The following is a 17,981-nucleotide window of genomic DNA, read 5'->3' as shown; positions in this document are numbered from 1 at the left end:
GGCCGCGGTTCGGGGATGTCGCACGCCTCCGCTACCCTCGAATCCAGTGAGCACCTCGACCCCCTTCGGCCCCCAACCGGGCACGTCGGCAGCCGAACACCTCTCCCCGTCCTTCCCCGAGCGGGCCGCATGGGGCACCGCGTCGAAGCTCCGGGCCTGGCAGGCCGAGGCGCTCGAGCAATACCTCGCCGAGTTGCCGCGCGACTTCCTCGCCGCGGCGACGCCCGGCGCCGGCAAGACGACGTTCGCCCTGCGGCTCGCCTCCGAGCTGCGCGCGCGGCGCATCATCGACCGCATCACCGTCGTCGCACCCACCGACCACTTGAAGCGGCAGTGGGCCGATGCCGCGGCCCGCGCGGGCATTCGACTCGATCCGGGCTTCCGCAACGCCCACGGCCGCAGCGCCCGGCACTTCCACGGGGTCGCGGTCACCTACGCGCAGGTCGCGATGCGCCCCGCGCTGCACCGCGAACTCACCCTGTCGGGCCGCACGCTCGTCATCCTCGACGAGGTGCACCACGGCGGCGACACCCTGTCGTGGGGCGACGCGATCCGCGAGGCGTTCGAGCCGGCCGAGAAGCGGCTCTCGCTCACGGGCACGCCGTTCCGCTCCGATACCGCGCCGATCCCGTTCGTACACTACGAGCCCGACGCGCAGGGTGTGCGTCTCTCGAAGACCGACTACGACTACGGCTACGGCCGGGCGCTGGCCGACGGCGTCGTGCGCCCCGTGATCTTCATGGTCTACGCGGGCCACATGCGCTGGCGCACGAAGGCCGGCGACGAGATGGAAGCCCGGCTCGGCGAAGACAACACGAAAGACATCACCTCATCGGCGTGGCGCACGGCGCTCGAACCCACGGGTGAGTGGATCCCTGCGGTGCTCCGCGCCGCCGACCGGCGCCTCACCGAGGTGCGGCACGGCATCCCCGACGCCGGCGGGCTCGTCATCGCCACCGACCAGTCGATGGCGCGCGCCTACGCGAAGATCCTCGAAGAGGTCAGCGGCGACCCGGTCACCGTCGTGCTCTCCGACGAGAAGGAGGCGAGCTCGCGCATCGAGGAGTTCTCGGCGAACACCCGCCGCTGGATGGTCGCGGTGCGCATGGTCTCCGAAGGTGTCGACGTGCCGCGGCTCGCGGTCGGCGTCTACGCCACGAGCGCGTCGACGCCGCTCTTCTTCGCGCAGGCCATCGGCCGTTTCGTGCGGGCACGGCGCCGGGGCGAGACGGCCTCGGTATTCCTGCCCAACGTGCCCGTGCTCATGAGCCTCGGCTCGCAGCTCGAACTCGAGCGCGATCATGCCCTCGACCGCCGTGGCGGCGATGCCGACGACGACGCGCTCGACGACAGCCTGCTCGAGTCGGCGAATCGTGAGGAACGCGCGTCCGAAGAGCTCGAGCTCGGCACCTGGGAGGCGATCGGTTCCGACGCCTCGTTCGACCGGGTGCTCTACGACGGCACCGAGTTCGGCACGCTCGCCGAGCCCGGAAGCGACGAGGAGTACGACTTCATCGGCATACCCGGCCTGCTCGAGCCCGAGCAGGTGTCAGAGCTGCTGCGACATCGCCAGGCGCGGCAGGCGCGCCGGGCCGGCGATCGACGTCGGCACGCGGCCGAGACCGAGGCCCCCGAGCCGGTGGCCCTCTATCGCACCCTCAAAGAGCAGCGGGCATTGCTCAACAGTCTCGTCGGGCTGTGGGCACGGCACACCGGCGAGGCGCACTCGCAGGTGCACGCTGAACTGCGCCGCGTGTGCGGCGGCCCCGCGGTGGCGCAGGCAACCGTGACCCAGCTGCAGTCCCGCATCGAGTTGCTCAGGCGGCGGCTCGGCAGCAGGTGAGGGTGTCGCGCGCCACGGAGTGCGGCTGAGGCCCGATTTGGATTCGGTTTCTACGGCGTGGAGAAATGGAGCGGATCTGGCGAATCGGATACCAGTAGACGCTCTGAGGAGAAACGTCTACGAGCACCTCTTCGCCGCCATCGCCGAAGACCTGGGCGACGCGGTCACCCCCGAGGTCGCCGAGGCTGGCGGCGTAGGTCGGAGTCCATCGAGGGCGGTGTCGGCGGTGCCGGCGCCGCCCTCGACGCCTGTCGCGTTGCTCTCGCACGCGTCTCAGGCGTCGCACGCGTCTCAGGCGGCGAGAGTCGAGGCCGTGCCGTCCGCAGGCGGCATCGTCATGACGGCGTCGAGCGCTTCCATCATGTCGGCAGTCAGATCGTCGACGTGCTCGAGCCCGATGGCGAGCCGCACGACGCCGGCGCCCGGCTTGGCTTCGCCGGCGACTGGCCGGTGCGTCAGCGATGCCGGGTGCTGCACGAGCGAGTCGACACCGCCGAGTGACACGGCGTGCGTGATGAGCTCGCACGACTCCGTGAACCGGGCGGCTGCGCCGTAGCCGCCGGCGAGCTCGATCGCGATGATCGAACCGGCGCCCTCCATCTGCCGGCCGATGAGGCCTGCAGGATCCTGACCGGGCAGCCCGGGGTAGTGCACGCGGGCGACCGCTGGGTGCGTGAGCAGTCGCTCGGCGATGATCTGTGCGCTCGACTGCTGTGCCCGCACGCGAAGCGGCAGGGTGCGAAGCCCGCGGTGCAGCAGGTACGCGGCCATGGGGTGCAGGAGTCCGCCGGTGAGGGCCCGCACCTGGCGCAGTCGTTCGATCCATTCGCGGTCGGCGGCGACGACCCCGCCCATGACGTCCCCGTGGCCGCCCAGGTACTTCGTGGCGCTGTGCAGCACGAGCGTCGCGCCGTGCTCGACGGGGCGCTGCAGCACGGGCGTGGCGAAGGTGTTGTCGACGAGCAGCGGCACGTCACCCGCCGCATCGGCGATCTCGCGCAGGTCGACGAGTTCGAGCGTGGGGTTCGCGGGCGTCTCGACGATGACGAGACCCGTGTCGGCGCGGATCGCGTTGCGGATCTCCGAGACTTCCGCCCAGGTCACCTCGGTGCCGAGCAGTCCGCTCGCGAGCACGTGGTCGGTGCCACCGTAGAGCGGACGCACCGCGACGATGTGGGGGCGACCGGCCGAGGCGGTCGCGATGAGCGTCGCGGCGAGCGCCGCCATCCCGGAGCCGAAGGCGACCGCGCCCTCGGTGCCCTCGAGTCCGGCGAGCGATTCCTCGAAGCGAGCGACGCCGGGCTGCCAGAGTCGCTGGTACACCGCCGAGCGGCCGTCGCCGAGGTCATGCCCGGTCGCGAGCTCCTCGTAGGAGAGACCGCCGGTCTCGACGGAGCCGAGGGGGTTCGTGGTGGAGAAGTCGATGACGGGCACGTGGGATCCGCTCTCTCGGACTCCGGTCATTCCGCCGTGGACGGCGCGGGTCTCGAGGTGCGACGACGATGTCTGCATGCCTCGAATGAAGCAGATTCTTGCGATCGAAGCAAATGCCCGTGCAGGATCGATGCGATATGATCGAAATCCCGAATGTTCTGCAGAATGAACGCCGAAGGAGCCAGCCCATGGCGCAGAAACCCGAACTCGACCGCGTCGACCGTGCGCTGCTGGCCGCGCTCTCGACGAACGCACGCGCATCGGGTGCCGCCCTCGCCGCCGAGGTCGGCGTCGCCGAGTCGACCGTCTCGTTGAGACTACGCCGACTGCAGTCGCTCGGCACCGTACGCGGCTATCGCGTCGACGTCGATCTCGCTTCGCTCGGAGTCTCGCTGCAGGCGCTCATCGCGATTCGGCTCGTGAAGCACGATCGCGGCGAGATCGACGCATTCCGTGCCGCCGTGCCGCATCTGCCCGGCGTGCTCGGCGTATTCCACATGGCGGGCGCCGAAGACTACTTGCTGCATGTCGCCGCGCGCGACGCCGAAGAGCTTCGCGAGTTCGTGCTCGCCCATCTCACGGGACATCCGGCCGTTGCGCATACCGAGACCAACCTCATCTTCGAGCACGTCGACGGCGACGGATGGAACAAGCTCGTCGGCTGAGGCCGGTCGGTCGCCGCCGGCCGTCGAGCCGGGAACCGAACCGATCAGGCGAGCGTCGTGCCGAAGGCGAGGCCGAGCAGGTACGTCACGGCGGCAGCGCCGAGGCCGATCGCGAGCTGGCGCACCGCACGCTTCAGCGGTGACGCACCCGAGAGCAGGCCGACGATCGCACCGGTCGCGAGCAGGGCGATGCTCACCAGTACCGTTGCGGTGACAACCGCGGCGATGCCGCTCATGCCGAACAGGTAGGGCAGCACGGGGATGAGCGCGCCCGACGCGAAGAAGAAGAAGCTCGAGATCGCCGCGTTGAGTCCGGTGCCGACCGCGTCGTCGTCGTGCTCGGCCACGGTCAGCGCATCGGTGGGCGCGGTGCCGCGCCCGGCGGCCTGCACCCTGGCGACGACGAGGGCTGCGTGCTCGGCGGCATCCTGCTCATTCATGCCGCGCGCGCGATAGACGAGGGCGAGCTCGTTGGCGTCGACGTCGAGGTCGACGAGCGCCTCGCGAGCGGTCGGGTCGGGCGCCGACGCCTCGAGCAACTCGCGTTGCGATCGCACCGACACGTACTCGCCGGCACCCATCGACAGGGCACCCGCGAGGAGGCCTGCGATGCCCGTGAACAACACGACCCCGCTCGAGACGCCGGTCGCGCCGATGCCGAGCACGAGCGCGAGGTTCGAGACCAGGCCGTCGTTGGCGCCGAACACCGCCGCACGGAACGTGCCGGCCAGACGCCGCCGTCCGCGCGCGGCGAGTCCGCGCACCACTTCACCGTGAATGCGCTCATCGGCCGCCATGGCGGGCGTGGCGTCGGGGTCGGTGGCATACGGTGATCGCGCCTCGGCGCGCTGGGCGAGGGCGAGCACGAAGATCGAGCCGAAGCGGCGTGCGAGCGCGCCGAGAATGCGGGTGCGGATGTCGGCACGCGGGGTTCCCGCGCCGTCACCGTCGAGCAGGCGCAGCCAGTGCGCCTCATGGCGCCCCTCGGCTGCGGCGAGCGCCAGCAGGATCTCGCGCTCCTCACCCTCACGGCGTGCGGCGAGCTCGCGGTACACCGCGGCTTCGGCACGCTCGTCGGCGAGATAGCGGCGCCACTTGGCGCGGTCTGCCGCGGTGGCCGTCGGCTCGGTCAAGGTGCTCCATTCGCGAGCGCGCGGCCGGGCGGTGCGCCCGGGGCCTCGCGCTCCGTCACGTCTCCGCCGCATTCGCGGCCGTCAGCCACCATAACCGGCGGTAGTGCGTAGATCGGCGGAATCGCACGGATTTGCAGCATTTCGGAACGCCGAACCGGCGTACTGCGGTCGCCTCCGACGCGGCGCCCCGATCACGTTGCGGGCGTCGTCACGAAGTCGATGAGCTCCTCGACTCGGCCGAGCAGCGCGGGCTCGAGATCGCCGTACCCGCGCACCTGCCCGAGGATGTGCTGCCACGCCCTCGCGATGTCTGCCTGTTCGGCGTGCGGCCAGCCGAACGCCTCGCACACCCCGTGCTTCCATTCGGTGCCGCGCGGGATGACCGGCCAGGCCGACTTTCCGAGTCGTGCGGGCTTCACCGACTGCCAGATGTCGATGAACGGATGTCCCACCACGAGCACGTGCGCGCGGTGAGGGCCGCGGGCCACGGCGTCGGCGATGCGCTGTTCCTTCGACCCCGGAACGAGGTGGTCGACGAGCACGCCCGCCTTGCGCCCGGGACCGGGACGGAATTCGGCGAGCACATCGCCGAGCACGTCGACGCCCTGCAAGTACTCGACCACGACGCCTTCGATGCGCAGGTCGGCGCCCCACACCTTCTCGACCAGCTCGGCGTCGTGCCGTCCCTCGACGAAGATGCGGCTCGGCAACGTGACCCGAGCCGGACTTCGGTCGACGGCGAACGACCCCGAGGCGGTACGCAGTCGACCCTGCGTCGCCCTGGGCTTGGGGGCGACGAGTTGCACGGCCTCGCCGTCGACGAGGAAACCGTGGCCGAGGGGGAACATGCGCTTCGCGCCGAAGCGGTCTTCGAGGGTGACGACGCCCTTCTCGAGACCGACGATCGCACCGCAGAAGCCGCTCTCCGCGAGCTCGACGACGAGGTCGCGTTCGGCGTCGACCGCGGGGATCGCCTTGCGCGTTCGGGCTTTCCAGTCGCCGGCGAGCACATCGCTGCCGTACCGATCGGGGCCGAAGCTGTCATTGGATGTCGCGGGCACCGGTCGAGGTTAACGGATGCGCCGGCTCTGCCGGGCGACGACACGGCTGCTGCACCAGGAGACCACCACTTGTCAGCCCTCAGCACATGCCTCGATCAGTCGTCCCGCTTCTTCAGCTCTCCGGCTTCGTCAGTTCTTCGGCGAGCATCACGAGGATTCCGCTGGGACCGCGGACGTAGGTGAGCTTGTAGACGTCCTGGTAGTTCGCCACGCCGCGCAGCGGGAAGCAGCCATGCTTCGCGGCGATCTCCAGCGCTTCGTCGATGTCGTCGACTGAGAAGGCGACGCGGTCCATGCCGATCTCGTTGGGACGAGTGGGTTCCGATTCGATCGCGTCAGGATGGATGTACTCGAAGAGTTCGAGTCGACCACGACCGTCTGGTGTCTGCAGCATCGCAATGTTGGCGTGATTGCCAGTGAGGCCGACCGCAGTGTCGGTCCACTCCCCACTGACCGTGTCACGGCCGATGACGGCGAGGCCGAGGTCGGTGAAGAAGGCGATTGCTTCCTCGAGGTCGCGAACGGCGATGCCAACGTTCTCAAGAGTGATTGCCATGCGGTGCATGCTAGCGAGGCTGGCCGGTCAGCTCCATCAGCAGAGAGGTCCCAGGCAGAGCATGGACGGATCCTTATCCGCTTGATGACCTACCGGATGGAGGCTCGCCTACCGGGCCGCCGTTCCGCGGTGAGGTTCCGCGAAGGGCCGTTTGAATCTCCCGAATGATCGACCCGAGCATGCCCGACGCGAGAAGTCCTGAGCCGAGAGGACCCGCGGAGTCCTCACCAACCAGCGGCAGCTGCCGAAGCGCGGACCTCGTCTGGTCGGTCATGCGCTCGAGCTGCCAGGAGATCTCGTCGTGGACGGCCTGGTGCCGATCCGGAGCGGCAAGCCCGGCCGCCTTCGCAGCGTAGGCGGCTGCGCCGAGCGCGTGTGCGCCCATGTGAGCGACGCCCGCGGCTTGTGCGGCAGCCCGGGCAGCAGCCACGGCCGCGGGAGAGCTCACTGCGTGCGCGGCCCGACCAGCAACGAATCGTCGGCGTATCTCTCCGGCAGCGTCGAGTTCACCGCGAGCGAATGCCCGCGTTCGAGCGATGGCGTCACGTGGTCGACCATCGGCCGGAGCCTCCGCTTCGAACAAGACCAAGACTCGCTCAGCACACTCTGCCGCCCACCCTGCGACTTGGCGGCGATCGGATTCGCTGAGCGACTGCGGGGAAGGCATATCAGCAGCCTCGCACAACGGCCCGCAGGCCGATCCGTTAAGCGGACCAACCCGCAGAACCTTGTCGCGCGGCACGCGGTCCAGATTCTGTCCCGCACGGCTCACCTCATCGTCACTATCGTGTGAATGACGAAGGCGAGACGATGATGATCATGTCCAAGCAGAACGTTCCAGTCGTTCGCATTGCGTTGGGCGTATTGTTCTTCGTCGCACTGCTGATGCAGTTCTGGCTCGTTCCGACCGCTGCGGCAGAGTATGCAGCCCGATACCCCGAATATGCGGACCTGGCGCGTCCCTACGTCATCGTCATCGGGGTCGCGATCGGACTGTTTGAGCTGGCCCTGCTGGCCGGGTGGCAGGTGCTCTCGGCCGCGGGCGGGAACACCCGAACCCGGCGAAAGAGGTGGTGGGCGATCGCCCTACTTGTGGCTCTCGGTTCGTCGGGCGCAATGTTCGTCGGTGTCTTCGTACATGCCGGATCCGTCGCAGGCGTCGGCGGACCACCGATGCTCTTCGGTCTCCTCGTCTCCCTCGCGGTCGTCATCTGCGCGATCGTCCTGAGACGCAAGGCGTTGGAATTCACACTTGAAGATGGCAACGATTGGGCGCCGCGACCTGCCAATGCTCGGCAATAGCCCCGGCGCTCTCAAGCTCGCCCAATCTTGGCGAGGCCAAGTACGAAGACTGCTACCCCGACGATCGTCGCAAGAATTGCGATCGTCATCACGACTGCATCCAGCGGCAACATCGCACAGGCAGTGGGGGAGTCCTCTCCGGGACAGGTGCGCCACGGCTGTAACAGATAGACGAGAGACACGATTCCACCTACCAGGGCGACGATGCCACCGACCATGCCCAAGTGGGTTGTCTGGCGCTGGCTCATTGGCCCAAGTTACCCCGCCGCCCCAGATCCTCGATCTACCGATCGGGGCTATGGCAACCTGATAGCGAGTCCCTGAGCGCGACAGGTGAGTCGCGTAGGCGGATCGGAAGCCGTCTTGACGGTTCTCTTGGGTTCAGCGTGACCGCGCCGATGAAGTGTTCGAGGAACTGAGTCGCGTACTAGATCGACAGGGCGGGCAGCGCTACCGGTGGACACAACGCCGCCATGGCCGCGCTCGAACTGCTCGCCCGCTGAGGTCGCTCGTGATGCGGGAACCGAGAAGACGCGCGGGCCCGTCTACGGCGCCGGGTAGAGCTCGTCGATGACGGCCTGCGAGAGCACAGCGCCTGTCAGTCGACCGTCGGGACCAGATATCATGTTCGCCCAGGCGATCACGGTGATGTCGCGTTCGGGGTCATACCCCATGAAGCTGTTGTAGCCCGGGACTTCGCCCGTGTGTCCATACAGCTGGCCGTATTTGACGATCGCAAGTCCGTAGGCGGGGCTGTCGGGGTTGTCTGGATCGATCGGTCGGACGCTGTCGAGGCGCAGCTGCTGCATCTCTTCGCTCAGCAGGTCGCCGCCCACGAGAGCCTTCACATAGCGGGCGAGTTCGTCCGTGGTAGAGATCCCGGCAGCGGCGGCCCATCCCGACGACGGGTTGATATCGGTGACGTCGTTGGGGACGAGCGTGCCGGCGCGGGCCTCGGCCACCTGCTCCGGTGAAAGCACGTCGCCGCCTGCCACGAATTCGGCCACTGACCCGAACAGGTAACCACGGGCATGCTGCTCGGGGATGGTGCTCATAGTCGGAGGGGCCAGCAGGGTGCGATCGAGCCCGAGCGAGCCGAAGATCCGCGCCTCGAACGCATCCTCCAGTGACCCGTCGGTGAGGTCCTCGATGATCAGTCCCAACAGCACAGTGTTGGCGTTCGAGTAGAGGAACCCCTCCCCCGGGGGAAAAGCGGGCGGTTGCCCGAACGAGAGCGCAAGGATCTCGTCGGGCGTCCACACTCGATCCGGCGTCTCATCCATCGACTGCGCGAACTCGGGCAGAAAGCTGAAGTCGGCGAGGCCGCTCCGCATGCTCAGCAACTGCTCGATGGTGATGTTCTCGCCGTTGGGAACGTCGTCGCGATACATCGAGACCGGATCGTCGAGGCGAAGCTTGCCTTCCTGCACGAGTTGCAAGATGACCGTCCCGGTCATCGTCTTGGTGTTGCTGGCGATCCGGAACTGGTCGTCGAGGCCGATGGGTTGCTGTTCGTCGAGGCTGCGGGTGCCGAACGAGAGGAAGCAGTCGCCCAGGTCCGGCGAGCGCACGAGCACGACCGCCCCCGGCACGAGCATCCCATCGACCAGATCAGCCAGCGTGGGCTCCATCTCCCGGCAGTAGGCAGGGGCGGTGTCGGCCGAGGGTGTGACCTGGGTCGATTCGGTCGCGTCGGTGACCGCGCATCCCGTCGCGACGATCATCGCGAGCGCGACAACGAACCCCATCCTCGCCGTGCGTAACCTGCTGGGCATGCGTCACCCCGATTCGAGTTGGAGTGTAGTCCTCTGGCGGACCGAGCGACAGCACGAGGGGCGCTGCTTCCAGTGGGCGTCGCCCACCAGGGGGATGCGCGCCACTGCCTCGATGTGCCGTTCTGGTTCGACCACCTGGACGCGGTCGGCGTCCACGTGATCGCCGGGGAGACCGCGGTGTCCTTTTGCGGCGCGAGCGCGCGGGCGGAGTCAGGCGTCGTCGGCCACACGCATTGACGCGGACGGGTAGTCGCTGTAGAAAGACCATTGAAGCGGCAGCAATATGACCGAGACCATCCGCCCAACACGGAACGCCCCAACGACGTACCGACTCGGTCGGTACGTCCGCCGTTCCGTCGTCGCTCTGATCGTTGTCGGCTCACTGGCCCTCTCGGCCTGCGCACCGAGTGGTGACACTGCGACTCCGAGCGGCGGCGCTGCGACGTCGTCACCGAGCGGCACGGCCGACGGGCCGCTCGAGCCGACGACGCTGGCCAAGGTCGAACAGACCGTTCAGACGTTCCAGGAGGTGACTCACACTCCGGGAGTGCTGATCGGCATCTGGAGCCCCAAGGGAACCTTCGTCAGCGCAACCGGCGTCGCCGACCTCGAGACCGGGGCGCCGCTCAGCACCGACATGCAGTTCAAGGTCGGCAGCCAGACCAAGGCCTTCGTCGCCAACCTCGTCCTTCAGCTCGTGGGCGAGGGCGAGGTGTCCCTCGACGACCACATCTCCAAGTGGGTGGCCGATGTTCCCAACGGCGACGCGATCACCATCCGACAGCTGCTGAGCATGAAGAGCGGTCTCGGCGCCGGCTTCCTGGCCCAGGAGGCCAACGCGAACAAGCTGGTCACATCAGGATGCACCGAGGCCGACCGTCTCGCGGCCGGCGCAGCTGAGCCGGCGCTCGCCCCCCCGGGCACCGAGTGGATCTACAGCAACTACGGCTACGACCTGCTCGGACGGGTCGTGGAGCTGGTCACGGGGCAGGACGTGAGCACGGCCATCCACGAGCGCATCGCCGAACCCCTCGGCCTGGACCGCACCCTGCTGCCCACCTCGGGCAACGGCCTGAGCGAGCCCTTCACCCATGGGTACGGCACGGGGGACGTGAAGCCCGCCGAGGCAGCCCAGTCACCAGGTGTCGCCGCGGAGGACGTCACCGCCTTCCACCAGTCGTGCCTCGGGGCAGAGGGAGGCATGGTCTCGACGATGGCAGACCTGCACGTCTGGTCTCGAGCGTTGGCGACTGGTGCACTGCTCGAGCCGTCGGTGTGGGAAGAGGCGCAGGAGGGCGCGTTCCCCTACGCCTTCTCCGACGACTACAACGGTCCCGGCCGCTGGCTCCAGGGACTGGGCTTCGTCGAGTCCGGTGGGTTCATCGGGAAGGAAGGCAGCTTCGCCGGCTACGAGTCGATCACCATGTACTCGCCGACGCTCGACACGACGATCGAGGTCGTGTCCACCAAGCAGCCGAATGCCATCACGCCCACGCGGATGTTCCAGGCCCTCGCCATGGATCTCTACGGCACCGACGTCGACTTCGGGCTCACCCACGAAGAAGCCCTCGCACCCAGCTACACCGGGCTGCCACCCGAGGATTGAGAGCAATGGTCACCGAACCCTCGCCGCCCTCGTCCCGGAAGTGCATGTCGAGTTCCACGTCGTCGCCGGAAACCGGCAAGTTCCACGGCGAGTGCAGTGTCATTCGAGCCTGCTCCGCGCCCGAACCCGATCTACGGCACCGGCACCGACTTCGACCTCGGTCCCGAATTCGCGTACGGCTATCTCACCGTCCCTGAGGATCGTGCCGACCCCGACGGTCCCACCATCAGGCTCGCCATCGCCACGCGCCCGGCAACCTCACCGGACCCCAAGCCCGATCCCATCGTGTTCCTCTCCGGTGGGCCAGGAGGGAGCGGGATCGCAGAAGGGCCGGGGGTCGCGGCGGCGTGGCATCCGGACCGCGACGTGATCTTCGTCGACCAGCGCGGCGCGCTCAAGTCGGAGCCGTTCCTCGCGTGCCCCGAGATCGACGAGTTCATGAGGTCGACCGAAGGGCTGTCGTGGAGCGATCACGCGACCGCCGACCAGAGCGCCGCGGTCCTGAGCGAATGCCGTGACCGCCTGACCGCAGAAGGGTGGAACCTGGGCGCCTCTACGACGCGTGCGCGGCCCAACCGGAATGCCTCGCGGCGTTCCCCGAGGGCATCGACGAGTACGTCCAGGTGGTGAACGACCTCGCCGCGAACCCGCGCACCATTCGCGTCACCGATCCCGGTTCCGGCGAGGACATCGACGTGATCGTCGACGCGTACAAGCTCACCTACACCGTCGGGTTCGCTACTCTCCTCGGCTCAACGCCGAAAGTCCCGTCGATGATCCACAACCTCGCCGTCGGCGACGGCAGCGAGGCCGCCCTTGAGGTGCTCGCCGGACGCTTCCCGCCATCGTTCAACAGCTATGGGCTGCAGTGGGGCGTCGTGTGCAGCGAGATGATCGGGCGCGGCGACCTGGACGTCCTCCAGGAGAACGGCGAGATCGCGTGGCCGGGCTTTCCCACCGCGGTCACCGACATGCCCGCGATGTTCCCCTGGGCCTTCACCGACTGCGCGGCGTGGGACGTGCCCGCCGCTCCTGCGCAGGCGGCGGTAGCCGCCACGAGCGACATACCCGTGCTCCTGACAAGCGGCGCGTTCGACGCGACCGCTCCACCCAGCTACGCCACCCACGCCACCCAGACCCTGTCGAACTCGCAGAACCTCGTGTTCGCCGGCGTCGGCCACTCCACGTCACGCTGGGCGCCGGAGTGCTTCGCGACCGTCATAGCGGAATTCCTCGACAACCCCCTCGACGCCGTCGACCAGAGCTGCGTCGACGCCCTCACCGTCGCCCCGTTCGTCGTCCCCTGAGGGGCTTGGGAGCCGGTTCATCGATCCTGTTGACACGCAGAAGACCGGCCTTGACGGACTATGAGCGGATTTCACACGCTGTGGGCGCAACGGCTGCTGAGGCGCTCATACGGCACCGGATCTACGTGGCCTGGTCCGGACAAGCGGGAGACGGATCGCGATGACCTCCTTGGCTCATTATCTGGCAAGCAGCTCACATGATCGGCCCGGGGCGGAGAGAGGGTCACCGCGGCCGCCCGATGACGGGTCCATCAACGCGCTCAGCACAAGAGTGCGTGAGATCATGACGCCGTGATCGAACCAGTCAGAATCATCGTTGATGGTGAATCGTTTGACGCGGTCAGGCAGGGCAGCTCGATCCAGTGCACATGGGTTAGCGGTCCGGATCCGAGATACGGATTCTCAGTAGGTCGATCGGGAGCGATACCTCTCACCGACGAAGAGGTCCGCTCCGAGATACGAGCGTTTCTGTCTCTGATCGACCCGCGTACCGGCTACCTAGCCGAATGACGGTCCGCCGACGGACGTCCGCAGGCGGATCGGCGGATTCTGGCGGTCATCGCAACAGTAGGTCGCCGATCAATTCGATCGGTTTCTTGAACGCTAGTCGTTTGCGGGGTCGGTCGTTGAGTGCTTGGGCGACCCAGTCGAGGTCTGCGGCGCTGTGGATCGATAGGTCGGTGCCCTTGGGGAAGTACTGGCGGAGCAGGCCGTTGGTGTTCTCGTTCGTGCCTCGCTGCCAGGGTCGGGTTTTGTAGCCGTCGGGCAGGGGCAGCAGCATGCGTACCGATCCTAGAATCGCCACCCAAGCAGGTTCCAGGAGTGGAGGAACCAGACGAACGCGATGGCCGCAAGCGTTACTACGGTGTAGTAAGCGCGGGCGGCAATGCCCCAGTACCTGTTCTTCCACGCGATCGCCGTGAAGCCGGTCGCGCCGATCGTGAGCGCTGCGGACACGACGCCCAGTCCAAGCACGATCTTGAACATGAGGGACACCCCGAACATGGGCCGCGGGTCGCCCCATTGCCAAGTGCCGACAACGAACAGCAAATTCAGGACACTGATCCCAACGAGGGTCCAGAGGGCCGCGCGCGCACCGCCAGGTTGCCTGTGGTGCTCACCGGTCCGTCGGCGGTTGCGGATGGCTCGGATCGACACCATGGGGATCACCGACAGGAATGCCACGACGCACGTCACGAGCAACACGGTGTTGAAACCGGGCTCCTCATACCAACTCAGCTTCTCGAACGCCATCATCGGGGTGTAGTCGGTGAACATGTGGGTGACCCGTCCCTGGTCGTCCTCGCGAAAGGCGATACCGAACGGAGCGTCCACCTGACGGAAATACAGCGGCTCCACTTCGATGAACTGCCACTCCCCCCACGGCGTCGCCAGGATCAACGTGCCGTCGCCGGGATCGCTCACTGCGACAGCGGAACCCATGAGGACGGTGACCTTCTCTTGAGTTGTGTATGAACCGCGGGTCATCTTGTAGGTTCCGGCAAATCGACCCGCCCTCTCCTCGAATCCCGCCGGAGGCATGATGGGGTCGAGGGCTGGCGCGGGAAAGCAGTGGTCGAAGAACGCTCTCTGGAACCCGAGATGCTGGTTGGTCAGGTCCGAACCACCCGAACTGTTGTAGACAACGAAGACTCCAAGCTTCTGTTCGGGTACCAGGAGCAGCAGGCTGCTGATCGGGTCCGCCTCGCCGCTGTGGCCGATCGTTCGTTGCCCGTTCTCGGTGAACTCGAAGAAGCCGTGGGCGGTCCCCAGTAGGCGCGGGTGGTGGGTGAACAACTGACCGTGCATCCGCTGCGTCGTGGATTCCCCCAGGATGCGGGTCTCCGGAGCGTCCGCATCCGAGTAGCGGCCACCCTCGAGGTGCGCGATCATGAAGTGAGAGATGTCCGTTGCGCTGGCAAGCATCCCGCCGGCCGGGGCCATCCCGGGTTGACCCAGATAGTCGGGGAATTCCTTGAACGCCCCGTCCACGTACGTGTACCCGACGGTTTGATTCGCGCGCACGTCCGATGACGCCACAGGCTGCACGGTCGAGTGCGTCATGCCGAGCGGATCCAGAATGCGTTCCTGCACGTATTCGCCGTATGGCTTCCCCGATACGCGAGCAACGATGTAGCCGGCCAGCGACGTACCGTAATTGGAGTAGGCCGCGACATCGCCAGGGGGGCGGACCCGAGCCGGCATGTGCGAGATCAACCAGTCACGCGGGGGCGCCATGTCCTCCGCCGTCAGCACCAGCACCTCCAAGAGCCGTTCTTCGAACCCGTCCGTATGGGTCAAGAGGTTCTTCAGGGTTATGGGTTGTGGGTACGTGTCCGGGACAGGGAAGTCGAGGTACGTGTTGATGTCGGCGTCCAGGTCCAGCTTCCCCTCCTCGACGAGCTGCATTACCGCCGTCCATGTGAAGAGCTTCGTGATGGATGCGATGCGGAAAAGCGTCCGTTCAGGGTCGACGGGGATGCCCTTCTCCAAGTCTGCGTAACCGTAGCCCTTGGCGAGAAGCACCTGACCATCGCTCACCACGGAGACTGCTGCTCCCGCGATGTGCTGCTCGCTCATCTGCGTCGCCAGCAGCCCGTCGAGGAAAGTCTCCAACGCTGCGGAATCGGCCGCGCACTGAGGTGGGAGCGCCACCGCAGACCTGTCGCTGGACTGGGCGCCTTCGGTCTCATCCGCGAAGGTCGGCGTGGCGGCAGGAAGCAGAAGGACCAGGATGATGACCGCTGTGGCGAGTCGCGCCAAGGACCTTGTGATCATTGGAATCACCTTCAAGCCTGCCGAGTGAAGGGTCCGGGACGGTCACACGGTAGCGGAAATGGCGACGCCAGCCAGGGACCTTGGTCCCATCAGCAAGGCCATGACTCGAGGGGATCGCCCATCTCGGAAATGTCAAAGTCCGTAGTCGAGTGCATGAGCCCGGCCCGTGTTGCGCAGGAGGACGGTTCGCTCGGGGTGTACTCGACGAGGGCGCGGCGACACGGGCTTGTCGGATGGTCGTGGCTAGCCGGCTGTGATGGTGATGTCCTTGAGGGTGCCGGTGAATCGGAATGGCGGTTCGTAGGCGGAGGAGAGGGCGGTGCCCCAGTCTTCGCCGACGTCGAAGGTGTCGTCGGTCGAGAAGTAGATCGGCACGGTCTTCTCGATCCGGCCTTCGGCGACCGGCCTGCCGTTGATGGACAGCGTGCCGGTGCCGCCCTTGCCCATGCCTCCGCCGTCGTAGGCGAAATCGAAGCGGATCGTGCTCTCGCCGGCCGGCAACGGCTCGGTGGACGTGATCGTGTACTCCTCCAAGCTGACCCAGTTGTATTGGAAGGTGGGTTTGCCGTCGCGGACGAAGAATGCGAATCCGCCGGTCTCCCCGCCGAGGGTGGCGAGCATGCCTTCGGCGTCCCCGTTCGGGTTGTCGATCTTGGCGATCACGGCGAACGAGCGGTTCTTGATGTCGACGACGGCGTCCTCGGGGAGCCGGATCGTGCCCGGGAGGTAGGTCGCCTCGTCGCCGTCGATGAGTCGCGGTCGTTGGGCGGTGAGCAGTTCGAACGAGTTGTTCACCATGGGGTAGACGTTGTTCGCGCGTGCCTCGCGGTCGAAGAAGGCCTGCATCTCGGCGAGTTTCTCGGGGTGCGTGGCTGCGAGGTCGTTCGCGAGTCCGAAGTCGTTGCGGAGGTCGTAGAGCTCCCAGCGGTCCTGATCGAACGGGACGATCTCCTTGGTGGTCGCCGTCACGCCGTCGAGCCCATGCCGAGTGCCCGCCCACCAGCCGTCGTGGTAGATGGCTCGGCTGCCGGTCAGCTCGAAGTACTGCGTTGTGCGTCGATCCGCAGCGGCGGCGTCATCGAAGGTGTAGGCCATGCTCACCCCGTCCATCGCCTGCTGGTCGATGCCGTTCACGCGCGTCGGCTCGGGCACGCCGACGCTCTCCAGAATGGTCGGCACGACGTCAATGAGGTGGTGGAATTGTCGCCGCATACCGCCTTGGTCGGTGATGCCTGCCGGCCAGCTGACGACGGCCGCGGTGCTGCATCCGCCGCCCGAGGTGACCATCTTGCCGTAGGCGTATGGCGTCGAGGTGGCGTAGGCCCACGCGGCCGGGTAGCAGCCGTGCGAGGTCGGTCCGCCGAACTCGTCCATGCGCGCGGCGAGGTCTTCGAGCGACTCGGTGAGGCCGTTGTAGTAGCTCAGCTTGTTCATGATGCCGTGCAGCCCGCCCTCGGGCGTCGGCCCGTTGTCGCCGGCGAGGTAGACGATCAGGGTGTTCTCCAGCTCACCCATCTCACTGACGGCGTCGATGAGTCGGCCGACCTGGTAGTCGGTGTGCTCGACGGCGCCGCAGAACACTTCCATCCAGCGGGCGCCGACCTTCTTGTCCAGGTCGCTCAGCTCGTCCCAGGAGGGCAACGCTTCGGGCCACACCGAGAGCTGGGTCTCCGGGGGCACGATGCCGAGCTCCTTCTGGCGGGCCAGGATGCGATCACGGAGCTTGTCATAGCCGTCGTCGAACTCGCCCCGGTATTTGTCGATCCATTCCTTCGGCACTCCGACGGGTGGCTTGTGCCCGTTCGGGGCGTAGTACGCGAACCACGGGGCGCCGGGATGGATCGACTTCTCACGACGGATCCACTCGATGGTCTTGTCCGCCATGTCGGCCTCGAGGTGGTAGCCCTCCTCAGGCGTCTTCGGCGCTTCCTTCGGGGTCGTGTTCTCCCAGAGCGGCGGATTCCACTGGCTGACCCCCGGGCCGAAGAAGCCGTAGAAGTACTCCGCCCCCATACCCACTGGCCACCGATCGAACGGGCCCGCCGGTGTGATCTCATGCATCGGGGTCAGATGCGTCTTGCCGATCCATGCCGTGCCGTACCCGTTCTGCCGCAGGATCTCGAACACGGTCGCCGCGCTCCGCGGAATCGACGAGTTGTACCCGGGGAACCCGGCCGATGCTTCCGGCACGCAGCCCATGCCCACCGCGTGCGAATTGCGCCCGGTGAGCAGCGCGGCACGCGAGGCCGCGCACACCGGGGTGGTGTGGAAATTCGTGTAGCTGAGCCCCTGCGCGGCGAGCCGGTCGAACACCGGCGTCCGCGCCGGCCCACCGAACGCGCTCATGTGCCCGAATCCGATGTCGTCTCCCATGATCAGCAGCACGTTCGGTGCGCCCTCCGGTGCAGCGAGCGGCTCAGGGAAATCCGGGGTGGAGTCCTCGAACGACATCGCGATCTCACCACGGAACGACGGGTCGGGCGGGGGCAGTACGGTCCGGTCCACCGATGAACGATCCATT

General features: G+C 67.1%; 16 protein-coding genes and 1 pseudogene. 7 read left to right on the top strand and 10 right to left on the bottom strand.

Annotation, left to right across the window (positions count from 1 at the left end; all coding sequences use genetic code 11):
• The first annotated feature begins 46 nt into the window (after positions 1 to 46).
• Positions 47 to 1,843: a DEAD/DEAH box helicase gene (locus LSF15_RS03655; protein WP_232497169.1), complete on the top strand. Its 1,797-nt coding sequence runs from the start codon at positions 47 to 49 to the stop codon at positions 1,841 to 1,843.
• Between the two features lie 291 nt (positions 1,844 to 2,134).
• Here LSF15_RS03655 and LSF15_RS03650 read toward each other — a convergent pair whose 3' ends face one another.
• Positions 2,135 to 3,355: a trans-sulfuration enzyme family protein gene (locus tag LSF15_RS03650; RefSeq protein WP_232497168.1), complete on the bottom strand. Its 1,221-nt coding sequence runs from the start codon at positions 3,353 to 3,355 to the stop codon at positions 2,135 to 2,137.
• A gap of 110 nt (positions 3,356 to 3,465) precedes the next feature.
• Here LSF15_RS03650 and LSF15_RS03645 point away from each other — a divergent pair, with 110 nt between their 5' ends.
• Positions 3,466 to 3,942: an Lrp/AsnC family transcriptional regulator gene (locus LSF15_RS03645; protein ID WP_232497167.1), complete on the top strand. Its 477-nt coding sequence runs from the start codon at positions 3,466 to 3,468 to the stop codon at positions 3,940 to 3,942.
• 44 nt (positions 3,943 to 3,986) lie between these two features.
• On the opposite strand, the gene LSF15_RS03640 is transcribed toward LSF15_RS03645, so the two are convergent.
• The 4 genes from LSF15_RS03640 to LSF15_RS19160 form a co-directional block, all read right to left on the bottom strand.
• Positions 3,987 to 5,075 carry a VIT1/CCC1 transporter family protein gene (locus tag LSF15_RS03640; RefSeq protein WP_232497166.1) on the bottom strand — a complete coding sequence of 363 codons (1,089 nt, stop codon included), beginning with the start codon at positions 5,073 to 5,075 and terminating at the stop codon, positions 3,987 to 3,989.
• A gap of 191 nt (positions 5,076 to 5,266) precedes the next feature.
• Complete coding sequence (locus tag LSF15_RS03635; RefSeq protein WP_232497165.1) at positions 5,267 to 6,136, bottom strand: DUF3097 domain-containing protein; 870 nt, start codon at positions 6,134 to 6,136, stop codon at positions 5,267 to 5,269.
• A 112-nt stretch (positions 6,137 to 6,248) separates the two neighbouring features.
• Positions 6,249 to 6,692: a VOC family protein gene (locus tag LSF15_RS03630; RefSeq protein ID WP_232497164.1), complete on the bottom strand. Its 444-nt coding sequence runs from the start codon at positions 6,690 to 6,692 to the stop codon at positions 6,249 to 6,251.
• 73 nt (positions 6,693 to 6,765) lie between these two features.
• Positions 6,766 to 7,359, bottom strand: a complete 594-nt coding sequence (locus LSF15_RS19160) for a putative immunity protein (protein WP_232497163.1) — start codon at positions 7,357 to 7,359, stop codon at positions 6,766 to 6,768.
• A gap of 152 nt (positions 7,360 to 7,511) precedes the next feature.
• On the opposite strand from LSF15_RS19160, the gene LSF15_RS03620 reads away from it, so the two are divergent.
• Complete coding sequence (locus LSF15_RS03620) at positions 7,512 to 7,994, top strand: DUF2975 domain-containing protein (protein WP_232497162.1); 483 nt, start codon at positions 7,512 to 7,514, stop codon at positions 7,992 to 7,994.
• Positions 7,995 to 8,005: 11 nt separating this feature from the next.
• Here the strand turns inward: LSF15_RS03620 and LSF15_RS03615 are convergent, their stop codons facing one another.
• Together LSF15_RS03615 and LSF15_RS03610 are read right to left on the bottom strand one after the other, a co-directional pair.
• The gene (locus LSF15_RS03615) at positions 8,006 to 8,242 is read right to left on the bottom strand and encodes a hypothetical protein (RefSeq protein WP_232497161.1); all 237 of its coding nucleotides are present in this window, start codon (positions 8,240 to 8,242) and stop codon (positions 8,006 to 8,008) included.
• Positions 8,243 to 8,539: 297 nt separating this feature from the next.
• Positions 8,540 to 9,718: a serine hydrolase domain-containing protein gene (locus tag LSF15_RS03610; RefSeq protein ID WP_232497160.1), complete on the bottom strand. Its 1,179-nt coding sequence runs from the start codon at positions 9,716 to 9,718 to the stop codon at positions 8,540 to 8,542.
• A 123-nt stretch (positions 9,719 to 9,841) separates the two neighbouring features.
• Between LSF15_RS03610 and LSF15_RS03605 the strand changes: the two genes are divergently transcribed.
• From LSF15_RS03605 to LSF15_RS18995, 4 genes are all read left to right on the top strand, one after another.
• On the top strand, positions 9,842 to 10,006 hold the full coding sequence (locus tag LSF15_RS03605; RefSeq protein WP_232497159.1) for a hypothetical protein: 165 nt from the start codon (positions 9,842 to 9,844) through the stop codon (positions 10,004 to 10,006).
• Positions 10,007 to 10,052: 46 nt separating this feature from the next.
• Positions 10,053 to 11,375, top strand: coding sequence for a serine hydrolase domain-containing protein (locus tag LSF15_RS03600; RefSeq protein ID WP_269756154.1), 1,323 nt, complete (start codon positions 10,053 to 10,055; stop codon positions 11,373 to 11,375).
• A gap of 96 nt (positions 11,376 to 11,471) precedes the next feature.
• Positions 11,472 to 12,005, top strand: a complete 534-nt coding sequence (locus LSF15_RS03595; RefSeq protein ID WP_232497157.1) for a hypothetical protein — start codon at positions 11,472 to 11,474, stop codon at positions 12,003 to 12,005.
• Positions 11,912 to 12,682: an alpha/beta hydrolase gene (locus tag LSF15_RS18995; RefSeq protein WP_232497156.1), complete on the top strand. Its 771-nt coding sequence runs from the start codon at positions 11,912 to 11,914 to the stop codon at positions 12,680 to 12,682. Before LSF15_RS03595 ends, LSF15_RS18995 begins: the two co-directional genes overlap by 94 nt.
• Before the next feature lie 556 nt (positions 12,683 to 13,238).
• Here LSF15_RS18995 and LSF15_RS03585 read toward each other — a convergent pair.
• The 3 genes and pseudogenes from LSF15_RS03585 to LSF15_RS03575 form a co-directional block, all read right to left on the bottom strand.
• Positions 13,239 to 13,427, bottom strand: a pseudogene (locus tag LSF15_RS03585) (transposase); the annotation flags it as partial.
• Between the two features lie 47 nt (positions 13,428 to 13,474).
• On the bottom strand, positions 13,475 to 15,445 hold the full coding sequence (locus LSF15_RS03580; RefSeq protein ID WP_232497155.1) for a serine hydrolase domain-containing protein: 1,971 nt from the start codon (positions 15,443 to 15,445) through the stop codon (positions 13,475 to 13,477).
• A gap of 258 nt (positions 15,446 to 15,703) precedes the next feature.
• On the bottom strand, positions 15,704 to 17,965 hold the full coding sequence (locus LSF15_RS03575) for an arylsulfatase (protein ID WP_232497154.1): 2,262 nt from the start codon (positions 17,963 to 17,965) through the stop codon (positions 15,704 to 15,706).
• Positions 17,966 to 17,981 lie beyond the last annotated feature (16 nt).

This window comes from Agromyces humatus (assembly GCF_021228295.1).
Lineage (GTDB): Bacteria > Actinomycetota > Actinomycetes > Actinomycetales > Microbacteriaceae > Agromyces > Agromyces humatus.
This window is presented reverse-complemented; position numbering and strand designations above follow the sequence as displayed.